Raw genomic sequence first — 16790 nt, 5'->3', positions numbered from 1 at the left:
TTGACAGAAATTATTTTTTCTATTTGGCGCGCTAGGACAGCAGGGACCTTTAAATGTATTCGACGCCACAGCCCGGCTCGGTAATTGAGCTCCGATCTGCAATTTGGAAAGTGCTTGGCACTTCGACGCTCAAGCAGGGCTATCGAGAAATCCATTGCCGTGGAGTCTCAGGCATTGTGCGAGATAAAGAGGCAAGGTTCATTTGGGATCTTGAGAAGAATGCTCGCGTCCTAAACCCAAGCGCGATCCAGCTGGTACCGGACACCTCGGCTGGTTTGATCGATACGAAACTTCATCTTGAGGCCGCATTTCGCCACACGTCAACGACTACCCGCGTACCGCTTGCACTGGGAAGGGCAGCGATCGATGATCTCACTTTCCAGCACTTGCCGGTAGAGCGGGCCCTCTCCCAGGACCGGGTACGGCTTCTGATTGCGGACGACGTCGGTCTCGGTAAGACGCTAGAGGCGGGCCTCATTGCTTCGGAGCTCGCCCTGCGAGGTCGAGCCAATCGTATATTGGTTGTTACGACGCGCGCGATGCTAACCCAGTTCCAAAAGGAATTCTGGACCAGGTTTTCCATACCACTATCTCGGCTCGATAGTGCCGCGATCAGAAGGATGCGGAACCGGATCCCGGCCCACTACAACGTCTTCGACCAGTTCGATCGGTCAATCGTTTCGATCGATACACTGAAGCGGGACACACAGATCCGGGATGCAATTAAAAATTCCTATTGGGATCTGATCATTATCGACGAGGCCCATAACGCTGCCCAAAGGAAGTCGGCGGCCGGATCGAACTCGCAACGGGCAGAGCTAGCGCAGCTGTTGTCGCGCCGGACCGACTCCTTGCTCCTCCTGACCGCAACGCCGCATGATGGTTCGCAGGAGAGCTTTGCGAGCCTGATCCGCATGCTAGACCCGACCCGGGTTCCAGACCCAAGCAGGCTGCATCGGTCCGATATCGAGGATCTGGTGGTCCGCCGGTTCAGGTCATCGCCCGAAGTCGTCGCTGATATCGGTTGTGAGGTGCCAAAGCGGGAACTGTTCCCACGACACTTCCCGCTCAGCGCGGAGGAGGAAGTCGCCTATCAAGCGATCGCCGACTTGCACCTCGATCTCGACGAGGAGCAAACGCGGGGGCGCGCGATTGACTTGTTTCGGACTACAATTGCCAAGGCGATCTTTTCCAGTCCCGTTGCGTGCCATGAGACGCTCGAGCGGCGTATACGCGGGATCGAGAAAGGCACCTCGCGCGGCACTGACGCGGACCTCAATCGTCTGCGCGCTCTAGCTCACCTGGTTGCGGCAATCGATACTGACACTTTCAGCAAGTATCAGCAGCTCTTGAAGCTCCTTCGCGAGCTGCGGTGGACCGGAAAATCGCCCCGCGACCGGTTGGTGATCTTCTCGGAACGGATCGCGACAGTTTCGTGGTTGGCCGAGCGGCTGCGAGAGGACCTTGATCTTTCACCGGAGCAGGTAGCGCGGGTGGATGGGGGCAGCGTCGAGGCAGACGTCAAAACCCAGGAGGTGATTGAGGCGTTCGGCCAAGAGCGTTCCCCAATCCGAATTCTAATCGCCTCTGACATGGCGTCCGAGGGCCTCAACCTTCACTTCCAGTGTCACCGTCTGATCCATTTCGACTTGCCTTGGTCCCTTTTGCGTTTCCAGCAGCGGAACGGGAGGATCGATCGATATGGTCAGGACCGTCCGCCCCAAATCAGTTACTTCGTTGGAGAGAGCTCGCACCCGAAAGTGCGTCAGATGTGGGTTCTTGAGAAGCTGGTTGCCAAGGATGAAGCGGCCCAAGCTGGTGTCGGAGACCCGGCCGTTTTTCTCGGCGCTGGAGACGCGGATGCAGAGGAGGTCATCGTCGCCGAGGCCATCGCGGCCGGGATCGGTGCGGAGGCATTCGAGCGCCAGATGGATGAGCGAGCCGCAGAGGTGGTGACGCACATGTCGGTTGACGACGAGTTTGCTGCTCTCTTCGGCGATTACGCCTCACCTGCCCCCGCCGAGGTTTTAACCTCGAAAGATCAAGGACCGCCCCGTCTATACCGTGACACGTTTGCCTACGCACGTGCGATGATTGAGCGGCTGTCCCGCCCTGAGGAGAACGCCTTCCCGGAGGCTCCGCGTATTCATGAGGCGGACCGGCTGATCCAGCTCGCCATTCCAGCAGATATGCGAGCCCGAGACGGGTTTGGCTACGCGAGCGAGGGGGCGGTAGACGGGCGGTTTATGCCCGAGGAGGCTGTCGGCCCCGGGGATCGGATTGAATTGACCGACCAGTCTGGTGTGATCAGCCAGGCCATCAGCGACGCGAAGGCTCAGGAACGGGCTTGGCCGACCGTGCAGTATCTTTGGGATGGGCACCCGATCCTTGAATGGTTTGCGGATCGGGCGAGCACCTTCTTTCCGGAGCATTCCGCGCCAGTAGCCCCGCTTATCGGACGTCTTCCTGAGGGTGAGGTTGCTGTCATCCTGCATGGAGCGGTTCCTAACGAGAATGGGGCCCCGGTAGTGGATCAGTGGGCCGCAGTGATCTGTTCTCCTGAGGGGACGGTCCGGATCGAGGATGTGGGCACGTTCCTCGAGCGGACCCGGCTGGCGGAGGACACCCCAAGCCGGATACTGGAGGATCTGTCGGCTGCTCAAGCGGCGATCCCGATCGCAGTGGATCGGTTCCAGACGCATCTGGTCGAGCTGCGGAAAGCCCGGGAAGCCGATATCCAACGAGACCTTGACGCAGTCCTTGGCCGGCTGTCTGCCCTCGAGAAGCGGTTCCGAGCCCAGCTGACGCTTGATCTAGGGGGCCTTGCCGAGGGGGGGCAGGAGTTAACCTCAGCCGAGAAGAGACGCCTGACGATGCGCCGCAAGCGTGAGCAGGAAATCGACAAGCTATTCCACGACTGGACGGAATGGTTCGAGCGCACCCGAAAGATGGTGGCTGATCCGAACCCGCACGTTGACGTCAAAGCCGTATTTGTAGGGTGACCTGATGGACCTGATTGGGATCGATAACGAGGCTGAGTTCTTCCCGTCTGGGACCCTGTCGGATGTGCTGAAGGAAGAGCTCCAGGACATAACCGTCCGATGGGCTGGCCTGGACCGCACGGCCCATCCGGTTGAGCGGCTCGCTCGCGTGGCTGGCCCTACCGTCGAGGCGCTGCGCCAGGTCCGGAACAATTCGGACCCGTTGCGGCGCGCTGAGCTGGTCCGTGACGCACGTCATGCTGTGTTGCTTGCCCTTGGGTATACTTGGCGACGTGAAGGTGCCTTTACGGCGCTCGACGGGGCACCAGTTATCCCGCTTGTGTCCCGCGCTGCAGACGGGTCCGGCCGAGACGCGCTTTGGGTTATCGAGGCGCCGATCCCGGCCCCGGAAGACGAGGCATCCGACCCGCTCGGCGCCTGCTTCATCGCGGACCAAGTTCCGCCGGATCTGCGCGAGGCGGTCCTGCTTGACCGGACCATCGAGTCCATCCTTGCGGAAGGTGTTTTTGAGCTGTCCGATGGGCCGCGTCACGTACTGGTCCTCGGCCTATCACAGATCGTCCTGATCGATAAACGGAAGTGGCCTGCGCGGTCCGCCCTGCGGTTTGATCTCCAAGAGATATTCACCCGCGCTGACCGTGACACGCTGACCGTCATGGCCTGCCTGATCTCCCGTGAAGCGCGCGTCCCGGAACAAGGTGCGCCGATCTCAGATCGGCTCGAGGAGGAGGCGCAGCGAAACGCGAACGCGGTTACAACTTCCCTGAAACGGACCGTTAGGGACGCGATTGAGCTGCTGGGGCAGGAGGTCATTGCGGTGACAGGCGGAAAGTATCCGTCAACTTTCCCAGAGCCGTCACGGCGTGGTGTCTGGATCGACGGGCCGGAGTTGTCGCGTGAGTGCCTGCGCTACATGTACCGGCTGCTGTTCCTGTTCTACGCGGAGGCTAACCCGCGCCTTAACCTCTTGGATATGCGCAATCCGATCTACACGACCGGCTACTCCCTCGAGGCGCTGCGCGAGCTCGAATCCGTGCCACTCCGAACAACGGCGGACCGTGAGGGAGGCTTCCTTTGGGAGAGCCTTCAGCGGACCCTCAGTTTGCTCTATACGGGCCTTGACCTCGCCGACGAGGAAAGGGGAACCGGTCTTCGCCTCCCTGCGGTCAAGGTGGCCCTGCTTGACCCGGAGAGCACGCCACTTTTGAACGGACTGCGGCTGCGCAACGAGGCGGTTCAGCAGGTGATCCGGCTCCTCTCTCTCCGGTCCACCGGAAAAAGCACTGGCCGGATCTCATATGCCAAGCTCGGGATTGGCCAGTTAGGCGCGGTCTACGAGACCCTGATCTCCTTCACCGGAGTTGTCGCCAAGACTGACTTGATCGAACTGAAGCCCCGCAAAGGGCGGTCAAACGAAGCCGCAGAGGAAGGGAGTCAAGCCGAAGAATCCGAAGCGGACGAAGACGTCGAGGAGGAGCTGTTTGACACTGACGAGCCTGACCAGGAGGATGCCTTCCGCCGTGACAAGGTGGACAAACTATCCCCTAGCTGGTTCGTCCCTCGCACTCGCATCAACGAGTTTGCCCCGGACGAGATCGTGTTTAACGGGCCGGAGGCGCTCGTCTATCCGAAAGGAACCTTCATTTACCGACTGGCGGGCCGGGACCGCGAGAAATCCGCGTCCTACTACACACCGGAACCTCTGGCCCGACTGCTCGTCAAGCACGCACTTATGGAGCGGTGCCGGGACCTCACCGCCGACGGGCTTCTTGATCTGAAAATCCTAGAGCCTGCGATGGGGTCCGCCGCCTTCCTGGTCGAGACAACGAACCAGCTCGCCGATCTCTATCTCGAGCGCAAGCAGAAGGAGGTAGGCCGAACCATCCCGCAGGAGGATATCGTCCTCGAGAAGCAGCGGGTCCGGGCCTATATCGCGGACCGGAACTGCTTCGGGGTCGACCTGAATCCAATCGCGGTCGAGCTGGGGGCAATCTCGCTCTGGCTGAACAGCCTGCATGGCAGTGAGTTCTCGCCTTGGTTCGGGGACCAGCTTCATGCCGGGAACTCCCTGATCGGCGCGCGCCGGGCCGCCTATGCCCCCGCGCTACTCAGCGCCAAGGCGCAGGGCGACCTCTGGTTCAATGGGAAACCAGATGAGATCGGCTGGCGCAAACGCCTGCCGGACGGGTACGTCTGGCAATGGCTCCTGCCCGCCAAGGACATGGCGAACTTCGACAAGGAAAAGTCGATCGCCCCCTTCGCGAAATCCGCACAGGACCAGATCAAGGCGTGGCGCAAGGACGGCTTCTTCAAGAAGCTCGAACCCCACGAGGTCAAGCTGGTTCAGAAACTCAGCCGGGTCGCCGAGGCCCTGTTCGATCAGGTCGCCGAGGATCTCGCCAAGACGCGAGCCGCCGCGAATGATGAGATCACCCTCTGGCCGGACAAGGTCATGCCCGGGAACAAGCGGCTGGACTTTCACGAGAAGGCCCGCCTGAACGCCCACCTGATCGGGGCCGATCACGCCACCAACACACTTCCCTACAAGCGGCTGAAAACCGCGATGGACGCGTGGTGCGCCCTCTGGCTCTGGCCGCTGGACAAGGCAGACATGCTGCCCGGCCGGGCAGAGTTCCTTCAGGGAATGGCGATGATCCTTGAGGGAGGGTTCACCGCCGACGGGTCGCTGGCCGCCCCCAGCGTAGCGGAATTCGCCGATCCGGCCCCTGACTTCCTAGACTTGCTGGAACCGGACGCGCCCGCGCGTGACCTGTTCAAGGCAGCCGCCAAGCGGCAAGAGGGTCTATTCCGGGAAACGAACGTCGAGGCGCTGATCGAGAACTTCGACTGGCTAAAGACCGCGGCCGAGGTCGCCGAGCGCGAGCGTTTCGTCCACTTTGATCTGATCTTCGCCGACGTGATGAAGGCGCGGGGAGGGTTCGACGTGATCGTGGGGAACCCGCCCTGGGCCAAGCCCTCGTGGAACGAGGGGCTGGTGCTGGCAGATATCGACCCGCTTTATGCGGGGCTATCGGCGGCGGACGCAAAGAAGGTTCTGGGTGAGGCGCTGCCGAAAGCGCCGCCCGTGCGGCGGGAGGGGCGGCTCGTTCCAGCTTTAGAGGCGTTCCTTCAGGACTTCGTGTCGACCCGGGGGGCGATGGAGGTGACCTCGTCCGAGGTGATGAACCCCTTCGCCGGGGGCGGGTCAAACAACCTCTATCGCTGCTTCATCGACCTTTCGTTCCGGCTTGTTGCACCGCAAGGCTATGCGGCGCTGATCCATCAGGATGGACATCTGGGGGACCCGAAGTCTGGGGCGTTCCGGCGGCACTGGTATGCGCGGATCGCAAAGCATTTTCACTTCCGAAATGAGATGAAGCGGAAGATGTTTGCCGAAGTTCACAATGAGACGAACTTCTCTGTAAACCTCTATCGAGGTGAGGACGGACTAGTTTTGTTCGATCAATTTTCTCAAGCCTTTCTGCCATCGCAAATCGAAGACTCTTATGCGCACGACGGCGTGGGGTCGGCGAAAGGAATTAAGGGCGATGATGGGAAATGGAACATTCAGGGCCACAAGGCTCGTGTCATCCACATTGATCGTGACGCCTTGTCTGTAATTCATGCTCTTACTGAAGAGGGTGAATGCCCGGTCGAAGAAGCTCGGTTCGTTCAGCCTTTTTCGACAGGTATCTTGGAGGTTTTCCGCAGACTTTCGCACCATAAAAATTTCTCCCAGTCGATCACAGGACTCGGCACTTCGCAAAAGGGTTTTGAAGGGCGACCAAGTTGGCAAGTAAATCGCTTGTGGGATGAAACTGGTGCGCAAAAGGATGGCACCATTTACCGGGAGACAAAATTTCGCTCATCAAGTGAGATGGTTTTACAGGGTCCGTTGTTCCATGTCGGAAACCCACTTTCAAAAACACCGAGAGCCGTTTGTAACTCGAACAAAGCATATGATGTAATCGACCTTACATGTGTCCCAGATGATTATCAGCCTCGCACGAATTATGGGCCGGCAGTACATTTTGAGGAGTATCAAAGAAGGTTGACACGATGTCGTTGGGACTCAACAAAAGTCCACACTGATTTCTATCGAGTGGCTGTCCGTGGTATGATTAACTTGAATACCGAGCGCAGCTTGATTTCTGCGATTATTTCGCCCGGTGTCGCACATGTTCACGGTGTCGAGAGCATGGCCTTTCATCAAGACGAGAATCTGATCAACGCGAGCGCGTTGCTGTGCTCACTACCAATCGACTTTCTAATCAAGGCCGCAGGGAAACAAAATTTTAACCTTATGGCTGAGAGTCTGCCTTGGGTCATTGTAGACGATACTGCCCTAAGTCGTTCGTTGCGCCTCGCCAGTTTGACGATAGCCTACGTAGACCTCTGGAACAGCCAAGCCCCAACCCTCGACGTCCTCCCTTGGTCCTCTCCAGACCCCCGCCTCCACCTCGAAGGCCCGGTCGAAGGCCCGGCCGCCTGGGACCGGACCGCAGGCCTCCGGACCGAATTCGCCCGCCGCATGGCGCTGGTCGAAATTGACGTGCTGGTCGCGCAGGCGCTCGGCCTGACCCTCGACCAGTTAATCGAGATTTACCGGATCTACTTCCCGGTCCTTCAGGAGAACGAGGCGGGCACTTGGTACGATCAGAACGGCCGGATTGTCTGGACGTGCTCTAAGGGCCTGCCCGGTGTTGGCTGGCTAGACGACCGCGGCAAGAGTCCCGGCCGCGCCGCCTGGGAGCGGAACATTGTCGACAACCCGCCAGCGCTGACCTGCACCGCCATCGACGACACAATGCCGGGCGGACCTCGCACCGTTACCCGCCACTTCGTTGGCCCATTTACCCAGTGCGATCGGATAGAAGACTACCGTCGCGCCTGGGCCCATTTCGAGCGGCTGAAATCCGCAAAGGCCGCCTGAGATGAACCCTATCCTCCTTGCCCGTCATGTCCAGGACAGCCTGCGCGAGCTGGTCCACACAACGCTGAACAGCACCAGTTCCGCCTTTGAGGGGATGGTGGACCGGTTCATTGCTGAGCCGAAAAACTTTATGAAGGGGCCGTGGATCTCCGTTGATATGCCGTTTCGGCAGATCGAGGGCGCGGCGGACGGGACATGGGCGCAGCCTTTCCCTGAGGTGCCGCTGAAGTTCGCGCCCTACCAGCACCAGACGGACGCCTTCGCCCGGCTGAGTGGCGAGGCGATGCGTTCGACACTGGTCGCGACTGGGACCGGGTCAGGCAAAACGGAATCCTACCTCTGGCCGATCCTGGAGCATTGTCGGAAAAACAAGGGGAAGCCCGGGATCAAGGCGATCCTGATCTACCCGATGAACGCGCTTGCGACCGACCAGGCACGCCGCATTGCGGCGGCCATTTCTGGAATAACATCACTGCATGGCGTGCGAGCGGGCATTTATGCAGACGCGGAGCCGAAGGATCCGACATATGAGGTGACCAAGGACAGCGTAATCACCCATCGCGAAACGATGCGGAAGAACCCACCGGACATCCTGCTCACCAACTACAAGATGCTCGACTATCTGCTGCTGCGGGGTCGAGACAAGACGCTCTGGGCGCAGAACGACCCTGAAACCTTACGGTTCTTGGTGGTCGACGAGATGCACACGTTTGACGGGGCCCAAGGGGCGGACCTCGCTCTTTTGCTGCGCCGTCTGAAATACCGCCTCAACACGCCGGACGTTCATCTGATATGCGTCGGCTCGTCGGCCACGCTTGGTTCTGGCGATGAAGCAGCACAAGAGCTGCGCAGCTACGCTGAGACCATCTTCGGTGAGCCGTTCGATGCTGGTGCGGTGGTCAGGGAAACACGGAAGACGCCTAACCAGGTGTTCGCTGACCCGGAGTACTTGGACCGGCCAGACCCGTCGGAAATTCATCGTGCACTGCATGAGGCTGCGGAGATGGATCAGCCGGATGCGGCACGACGATTGGCTGTTTGCCTCTTTCCGGAGCGTGACGACCCAGATCTCACTTTCATAGACGCGGGTGATCCCGCAGACCCGGGCTGGAGAATCGCGCTAGGGGACCGGCTGGTCCAGCATCATCTGTGTCAGCGGACGCTGAAGATCATCGCTGAGAACAAGGCGCCCGCCTCGCTTGAAACAGTGGCGGCTGGGCTTGCTCAGGTCCGGGTTCTCCGGGACTGGCCGGAAGCGGACTTGCGTGCTCTTACCGAGCTGGTGGTAGCACTGGTGGCTTGGGCGCGGTCAGGTGTTGTCGAGAGCCCACGCCCCCTCTTCAACGTCAGGCTCCAGCTCTGGATCCGGGAGATGTCCCGGATGGTCACGACCCTGCCTCGACTTGAAGCAGACGGGGTTCGCTCGCAGCTTGACCTTTTCCATGCGCTCGACCTGGATCGTCACATGCTCCGGAGGGCATTGCCGGTCGTTAACTGCAACAGGTGTGGAGCGACGGCGCATCTGGGCCGGCAGGACGCCCGATCGAAGTCGCTCCATGCCGATCTCGAACAGCTCTATCAGGAGTTCTTCGACGAAAACGGGGCGGGCCGGATCCGGCTAATCTACCACGAATCAATCGACCGGCTGGTCCAGGCGAGTGGCGCCGGGGGCCAGATTGTGAAGGGCCTCCTGAACGCAGAGACGGTCGAATTTACACCAGCTGATCACAATCAGCTTGATCCTGGGCCTGCCTCCCCAGTCTGGATCTATAACCCGACCGATGCAAACGGGCGCATTGATAGGACATGCCCTGCTTGCGGCCAGGCTCGTGGGCTCCTCCTTTTCGGGATGCGTGCAGCGCGCCTTACGACCGGAATCACCGGGACCCTTTACACCTCGGCGCAGAACGAGGAGCTGCCGGAGGCGAAACCGCGTTTCCTGATGTTCTCGGATTCAGTTCAGGACGCCGCCCACCGGGCAGCAGTCGCCGAGACCCGGAACGCCCTCTCGGTCTACCAGAAAGCCCTCTTCTCTGCCCTCCATGGCACTGAGGCAGGCGAGATGAGCCTGCATGAGGTGATCGAAGATGTCCCCCGGACGCAACTGGCCGAGCTCGGACCAGACGGCTTCACCGCGCAATTCATTCCAAAAGAACAGACCTGGCGGCACCGGTATCGCGAGCTGATCGAGAACAACACGTCAATTACCGATCCAGTCTTCCTCGACCACATCCGTCTACGGCTTGGCTGGGAGTATTTTGTCGACCTGAGCTATCGGTCACATTTCAACCACACGCTTGAGCTGAACGGAATGGTCGCAGCAGAGGTCCCAGTGGACTTGTTGCGCCTCTCGGCAGATCGGCTCTCACGCGAATTGCGCAATGAACTGCCGGGCGCGCCAGAGTTCGATACGGTCCTTCTGACTAGGCTCCTCGCCGGAGTTACACAGCAGATGCGTCGGCAGGGATCGGTGGCCCACCCCTATCTCGAGAGTGCGATTGCAACCGGCAAGGGCAGCTACGGTCTGAACTGGTACGCGGCTGCGATCCAGATGGGGGTCGGCAAGACCAGCTCCCTCCCGAGCCCTGACGGTCGGCGAGGCCTTGCTCCAATCCCGGTCACGCTCGGTCAAGCACCGAACGGGTTTGAACGGATCACCCGGCCCGGGAATGGCAGTTGGTACCGGGACTGGCTCTTCCGAACTATTGCTCCGGCTGACTTACGGTATGGGACTGATCCGGACACGATCTACCCCATGTTGATGCGCAGGCTGGAGGCGGACGATATCGTACGCCGCGTCAATGGACCGGAGGGACTGAACCGGCACGCATGGCTCCTTGTACCAGAGCGGGTAACCGTCTCCACCGTTACGATTGGGCTCACTTGCGACCGGTGCGGACGACGTGAAACCGGATTGGCCAAGAACGCCGCGGTCGCGGTCGGTTCACGCTGCAGCCGTATCGGCTGCGATGGGAGCCTTGTCGAGGCGGACCAGCTAGACCGGCCAGCCCTGCGCAGGGCGCTCCTTTCGGACCGCAATCATCGCGTGGTCGCCCGCGAACACACGGGGATCCTTGAAACTAATGAGCGGCTGCGGGTTGAAGCTGGTTTCATCAAAGGAGAGACCCGCTGGGCCCCGAACCTCATCTCAGCCACCCCGACGCTGGAGATGGGGATCGATATCGGAGACCTGTCCACCCTGCTCCTGAGCTCGGTCCCCCCAGAGGAAGCCAATTACGTTCAACGGATGGGGCGTAGCGGACGGCGCGATGGGAACGCGCTTAACATGGTTCTCGCAAATGCACGCGCCCACGACCTCCAGTTCTGGGAGGACCCTACACCGATGCTGTCCGGTCAGGTGCGCCCGCCGGGTGTGTTCCTTGCCGCTGAGGAGGTGTTGCTGCGTCAGGTGACCGCGTTCACCCTTGATGCCTACGTGGCAGCCTCGAAGGAGAGCGGGGATTACGGGAAGGTCCGGGATGTCCTGAAACGTCGGGGCAGCGGAGCCACAGAGGGGTTCCCGATTGAATGGCTCGATCAAGTCCGGGAGACCGGGTCCGAACTCGCGGAGCGGTTCCTGTCCGGACTGCCGCAGCAGGTTCGAGACCGAACAGATCTGGTGAACCGGATCCGATCTTATCTGACCGGAACCGACACAAAGTCGATCGGGTGGCGTGTCGGTGAGGCGTTTGATGCGGTTGCAACCGAGCGGGCCCGGCTGGCGGATAAGCGGGAAGAGGCGAGCAAGGAGCTCAAGCGCCTCCAGAAGCGGCGTGCTGAAATCACGGAGGAAGAGTTCCTGCGTCGAGAGCAAGAAATCAATCGCGACAGGTCCGAGATCAACCGCCTGATCCGAAGCGGAATCGACGAAGTACCGGTGATCAAGTTTCTCACCGACAAGGGTGTCCTGCCGAACTACGCCTTCCCAGAAGAGGGGGTGAAGCTGACATCGATCCTGTCGCGACGCAACGACGGTGCGGTCCCGCGCGACGAGGACGGGCTCTTGCACGTTGAATACTCTCGCCCGGCCAGTTCCGCCCTGTCAGAATTCGCGCCAGGGCAGTTCTTTTACGCGAACGGCCGTCAGGTGAAGATTGACCGGATCGAGATCGGGAAAGAGGATCTGGATCGCTGGACCTTCTGCCCGGCTTGTTCCCATGTAGCGAACCGGATTGATGGAGCGGCGAGCCGCACTTGCCCGCAATGCGGCGATGAGATGTGGTCGGATAGCGGATCTGAGCATGACGTTGTCCAGCTCAAGTCGGTAATTTCGGTAAACAGCGAGGAAAAGGCAGCGATCCGGGACGGCGATCAGCGGGATCAGCGTCAGTTCGATCGAGTCCTCATGCCGTTCCACGGACCGGAGGACATCGCGACATCCTGGTTCACAAGCAAAGAGACTGGCGCCCCGTTCGGATTCGAGTTCCTTCCCAGCTGCACTTTTCGAGATTTCAATTTCGGCTCGAAATCAACTCTCCCGGGACCGAAGATCGCTGGAGATAGACGACCGTCACAGCCGTTCCTGATCTGCAAACATTGTGGGGCCCTTCAGGGACCGCCCAGGGGAGAGGAAGACCGGGGTACACATCCGCCAAGCTGCATCGTCAATCGCGAAACGGATATGCCTCGGGACCGATGGGAGACTGGCGTTTTCCTGATGCGCAAGTTCGACACGGAGGCGATCCGCATAGTGATCCCGGTCGTCGGGGACGCAGATGACGACGACCTCAAGAGCTTCGTGGCAGCCATAAATCTCGGCATGAGGCGACATTTCGCTGGGAAGGTAGACCATATCCGGTCGACCATCTTCCAGGCGCAGCTGAACGGAATGACGAAAGTACGCAGCCTTTACCTCTATGATTCCGTCCCTGGAGGATCAGGGTATCTTCGCCAAATCGGCGAGCATCCGGATACGATGCGCCAGGTCATTAAGAGCGCAGCAGATGCTCTTCGAGACTGTTCTTGCAACCAGGAGCCGGACCGGAACGGGTGCTTTCGCTGCGTTAAACCTTACCGTTCTCAATTCGGACCAGGCGAGCCGGACCGGGACCGGGCGCGGCAGATGATGGAGGTGATCCTTGAAAAATGGGACAGCCTGACTCGGACCGAAACCGGGATCGACGAGTCAATTCGCGGTGCGCTGGTTGAAAGCGTCCTCGAGAAGCGGCTTCTCAGGGCGCTCTGCGACTTTTACGGTGACGGGGCGCTCTCCCCGCAAGTCCTTCCCGGTGGCCGACGCGGCTTCGTGCTGCGCGCGGGTCGTTTGGATGCACCGCGTCTATGGACGATCGAGCCACAAGTTCAGATCGACGCCCGATACCGGGGGCTGCCTCGCAAGCGGGTAGACTTTCTGCTCACGCCCGTGGGGCGAAGCGGGGGACTGCCGGTCGTTATCGAAATGGACGGGATCGAGTATCATGCGAACTCAGTCGCCCAGGATCTCCTGGATCGGATGCTGATGATCCGGTCCGGGCAGGTACGAGTCTGGACGCTATCCTGGCGAGACCTCGTCCCGGAAGATAAGGGCTACTTGAACCCGCTCTCGGAGAACTCTCTCGGTGCCCAAATGACCGGGCCTCTCGGACACGCGCTCGCTAACCCGCTTTTTTCTGCGCATGCGGAAGCGGTGCGCGCCCTTCAGACGGTTAGCACTCTCGATGCGCTGAAACACCTCCTAGACGGCGAAGACGACAGCGAGACAGCGATCCGTTCGGTTCTGGTCCGGGGCCTTGTGAAAGGGGGGCGGCCACTCGACCAGCTGCCAAGGCATGCTGCCCTGTCCGAAACAGGTCGCTCGTTCCTTGCATCATCTGAGGCTGCAGAACATGTGGGAACCGGCGCGCTCGATCTCTATTTAGCTTGCAAGAAAATCTCGCCAACCGAATGGGCCCAGTCAGATAGTGATATCCGGCTTCTGCTGCATGCTGTCCTTCCCGACCCAGGCGAGGTCCCGGCTGCTAAAACCCTTTACACCGAGGCATGGCGGGGGCTTTGGCGGCTGGTAAACCTGTTCCAGGGCGCACGAGGGCTTCATGTTGAGTTCGATGGGCTCGACACGCTTGCCCCGCCGGACATGCTGGACCCCGTTGAGCACGATGAACTTGGTGCTGGGGCCGCCGCGTGGGAGGAGGCGCGCGCCCTCTGCGACGAAGCATTCCATACTCTGATCGATGCACTGATAGCCGCAGAGACACCCGGGCCGGACCGGATTGGGGACGACTTGCTAGCAGGTGGCCGCGTAATTGGGATGATGGAGTTTGGCTGGGCGGACGCGCGCGTAGCTGTCGCTGAGATGACCGTAGATGAGGTTGGCTGGGTCCTTATCCAGTTTGACCCAGAGACGGACCAAGTCGGAGAGACGGTTTCGAGAGTTATTACAGCCCTTCAGGAGGCGCGGAAATGACGGACACAATGAACAAACGGGTCTCCTATGACATCGGCTGCATGAAGAGCTTGCGGAAGCTGCCGGATCGGGTGGCGCTCAAGTTCATGGACATGATGACCCGCTACATGTCCGACCCGTCCGCGAACGGGCTCAACCTCGAAACCGTGGAAGGTGCAAAGGACAACTCAATCAAGTCACTGCGTGTCGATCAGGGTTACCGTGCAATCGCCTTTGAGGTGGGCCGCGACATCATGTTTGTGCACGTAAACGAGCACGACAAAGCATACCGATGGGCAGCTGGACGCCGGGTCAAGCTGGATCCGGAGACAAACCGCGTTCGGATCATCGAAGAGGTTGAGGTAGTGCCAGAGCTGGTGGCAACCCCGGCTGTAGCCGCCCCACGTCTCTTCGAAGGTGTTCCTAACGCGCGTTTGCGGACGCTCGGCGTACCTGAGGAAGAACTCGCCGCGGTTTACCTCGTCCCGACAATCGATCATCTGGAGGCGGCTGAAGACCGGTTCGATCCGCTCACCTACCAAGTCCTCTACGCGGTCGCTGCCGGCTATGAGGACGAAGAAATCCGGTCCCTGACCGGGATCGGCGGAGAGACTGAGGCAGTAGCCCAAGTGCCTGCGACTGAGCTAACATTCGGTCAGATGATCGAGACGGAGCAGAGCCGCCAGACAATCTTCATCCCAGACAGCGAAGCCGAGCTGCGTCGTGTTTTCGAGGAAGGGCTCGAAGGATGGCGCATTTTCCTGCATCCGGAACAGCGCAAGATCGCCTACCGGGACTATAATGGCCCGGCCTTAGTCCGAGGTGGTGCTGGGACCGGCAAAACAGTCGTCGCGATGCACAGGGCGAAGCACCTGGCGGACCAGATCGAAAGGAACCTGAGCCTTGTGGGCCAGAGAGTCCTTTTAACTACCTTCACCACCAGCCTGGCCCATGACATCGAGGCCAACCTGCGGACTCTCTGTCCAGCCCATCTTGATGCACGGCCACCTCGGATCGAGGTCATCAATCTCGATCGATGGGTTTTCCAGTACCTAAAGCGAAAGAGTTTCACCCGCGAGGTTGCCTTCTTCGGAGAGGCGCGAGATCGGCTCGACCAAGTCTGGCAAGAAGTGTTTGACGATCATGAGCTGCCCGAGGGGCTATCCGAGGCATTTGTGCGGGCGGAGTGGTCGCAGATCATTCAGGCGAAAGGGCTTGTCGACCAGAAGGCATACCTGAAGGCGTCCCGAGCCGGACGTGGCACCCCACTCGATCGGAAGAAGCGGGCTGCCCTGTGGGATATCTTCGCCGATTATCGGGCCCGACTGATCAGCGAGCGGCTCGCAGAGCCGGATGACGCGTACCGGGAGGCAACCGAGATCTTGTCCGCCGAGGCGCCGAATCTTCCCTATTCGGCCGTGATCGTGGACGAGGCACAGGACATGGGGGAACAGGCTTTCAGATTGATCAGAGCGATCGTTCCGGAGAACCTGTCCGGGGACAAAAACTCACTTTTCATCGTGGGGGATGCGCATCAGCGGATCTACGGGCGGCGGGCCGCCATGTCCGCATGCGGGATCAACGTCCGAGGACGTTCGAAGCGGCTTCGGCTCAACTACCGCACGACGCAGGAGATCCGTGCTTGGGCCGTCTCCATCCTTGAGGGGGTCAACGTGGATGACCTCGATGAGGGTAAAGATAGCTTGCGCGGCTACGTCAGCCTCATGCGCGGGGTTGCTCCGGAGCTGGTCGGATGTCGATCTGAGGCAGAAGAATTGGATGGGTTGGTGGCTTGGGTCAGGTCACTCCCGACCGATCAAATTCGGCTCGCTGAGATCGGTGTCCTCTGCGCCCGCCGAGCGGACACGGACAGGGTCCAAGGCGCACTACGGCAAGCTGGTATCGAGACCGTTATACTTCAGTCTGGCGCGGACGACCGTTCAGTACCTGGGGTGAGGATCACTACGATGCACCGGGCGAAGGGACTTGAATTTTTTGCCGTTGCCATTCCATTCATGGCTGACGCCTCGTTTCCGCCATCAGTGGCTCTGAAATCAGCGGTAGATGCAGCTGACCGGGTCGATATTCTTGATCAGTATCGTTCGCTTCTACATGTGGCCGCAACCCGAGCAAAGAAAGCACTCCGGGTTTCTTGGTCAGGCCAGATCACGAGTCTGATTCCGAATGAGCACTAATTTTCATTCCTGGAGCGCTGCTTTTTTTTCGGACAGATCTACGGCATCATTCGAGAAAACTTCCCAAGTACGCCTCGACCTTCTCCAGCGTCCGTCGCCGGGGCCGCCGTCCCAACCGCAGGTCCAGCACAAAGCGCGGATCGCCGACCGCCCGTCTCCCGAACCGGGTCGCGGACATGTGGGTCTCCTTGAGATGACGCTCGATGCGGTCCAGAAGCTTCATGGTCTACCTCGAATCAGATTCAACTTGTGTTCTTGTTATGTTCTTATTAGGAGGA

The 16790-nt window shown here is 60.0% G+C and carries 5 protein-coding genes; 4 read left to right on the top strand and 1 reads right to left on the bottom strand.

The features are described 5' to 3' along the window. Positions 1-53 precede the first annotated feature (53 nt). From G9408_RS00905 to G9408_RS00890, 4 genes are read left to right on the top strand one after another with little or no spacing between them, the layout of a single operon-like run. On the top strand, positions 54-3002 hold the full coding sequence (locus G9408_RS00905; protein ID WP_168452306.1) for a DEAD/DEAH box helicase: 2949 nt from the start codon (positions 54-56) through the stop codon (positions 3000-3002). A gap of 4 nt (positions 3003-3006) precedes the next feature. Next, positions 3007-7935, top strand: coding sequence for an Eco57I restriction-modification methylase domain-containing protein (locus tag G9408_RS00900; RefSeq protein ID WP_168452305.1), 4929 nt, complete (start codon positions 3007-3009; stop codon positions 7933-7935). Position 7936: 1 nt separating this feature from the next. Then, positions 7937-14338 (top strand): DEAD/DEAH box helicase, encoded by a 6402-nt coding sequence (locus tag G9408_RS00895; RefSeq protein WP_168452304.1) that lies wholly within the window; start codon positions 7937-7939, stop codon positions 14336-14338. Further along, positions 14335-16512 (top strand): UvrD-helicase domain-containing protein, encoded by a 2178-nt coding sequence (locus tag G9408_RS00890; protein ID WP_168452303.1) that lies wholly within the window; start codon positions 14335-14337, stop codon positions 16510-16512. Before G9408_RS00895 ends, G9408_RS00890 begins: the two co-directional genes overlap by 4 nt. A gap of 46 nt (positions 16513-16558) precedes the next feature. On the opposite strand, the gene G9408_RS00885 is transcribed toward G9408_RS00890, so the two are convergent. Beyond that, entirely contained in the window at positions 16559-16735 is a 177-nt protein-coding gene (locus tag G9408_RS00885) for a hypothetical protein (RefSeq protein WP_168452302.1), read from the bottom strand. Positions 16736-16790: the final 55 nt, after the last annotated feature.

The sequence above is a fragment of the Sphingopyxis microcysteis genome (genome assembly GCF_012274265.1).
GTDB lineage: Bacteria > Pseudomonadota > Alphaproteobacteria > Sphingomonadales > Sphingomonadaceae > Sphingopyxis > Sphingopyxis microcysteis.
This window is presented reverse-complemented; position numbering and strand designations above follow the sequence as displayed.

What these genes read in the sequence shown, in the direction of transcription:
- G9408_RS00890 (WP_168452303.1), top strand. Translation starts at nt 14,335, where the DNA reads ATGACGGACACAATGAACAAACGGGTCTCCTATGACATCGGCTGCATG.
- G9408_RS00885 (WP_168452302.1), bottom strand. Translation starts at nt 16,735, where the DNA reads ATGAAGCTTCTGGACCGCATCGAGCGTCATCTCAAGGAGACCCACATG.
- G9408_RS00905 (WP_168452306.1), top strand. Translation starts at nt 54, where the DNA reads ATGTATTCGACGCCACAGCCCGGCTCGGTAATTGAGCTCCGATCTGCA.
- G9408_RS00895 (WP_168452304.1), top strand. Translation starts at nt 7,937, where the DNA reads ATGAACCCTATCCTCCTTGCCCGTCATGTCCAGGACAGCCTGCGCGAG.
- G9408_RS00900 (WP_168452305.1), top strand. Translation starts at nt 3,007, where the DNA reads ATGGACCTGATTGGGATCGATAACGAGGCTGAGTTCTTCCCGTCTGGG.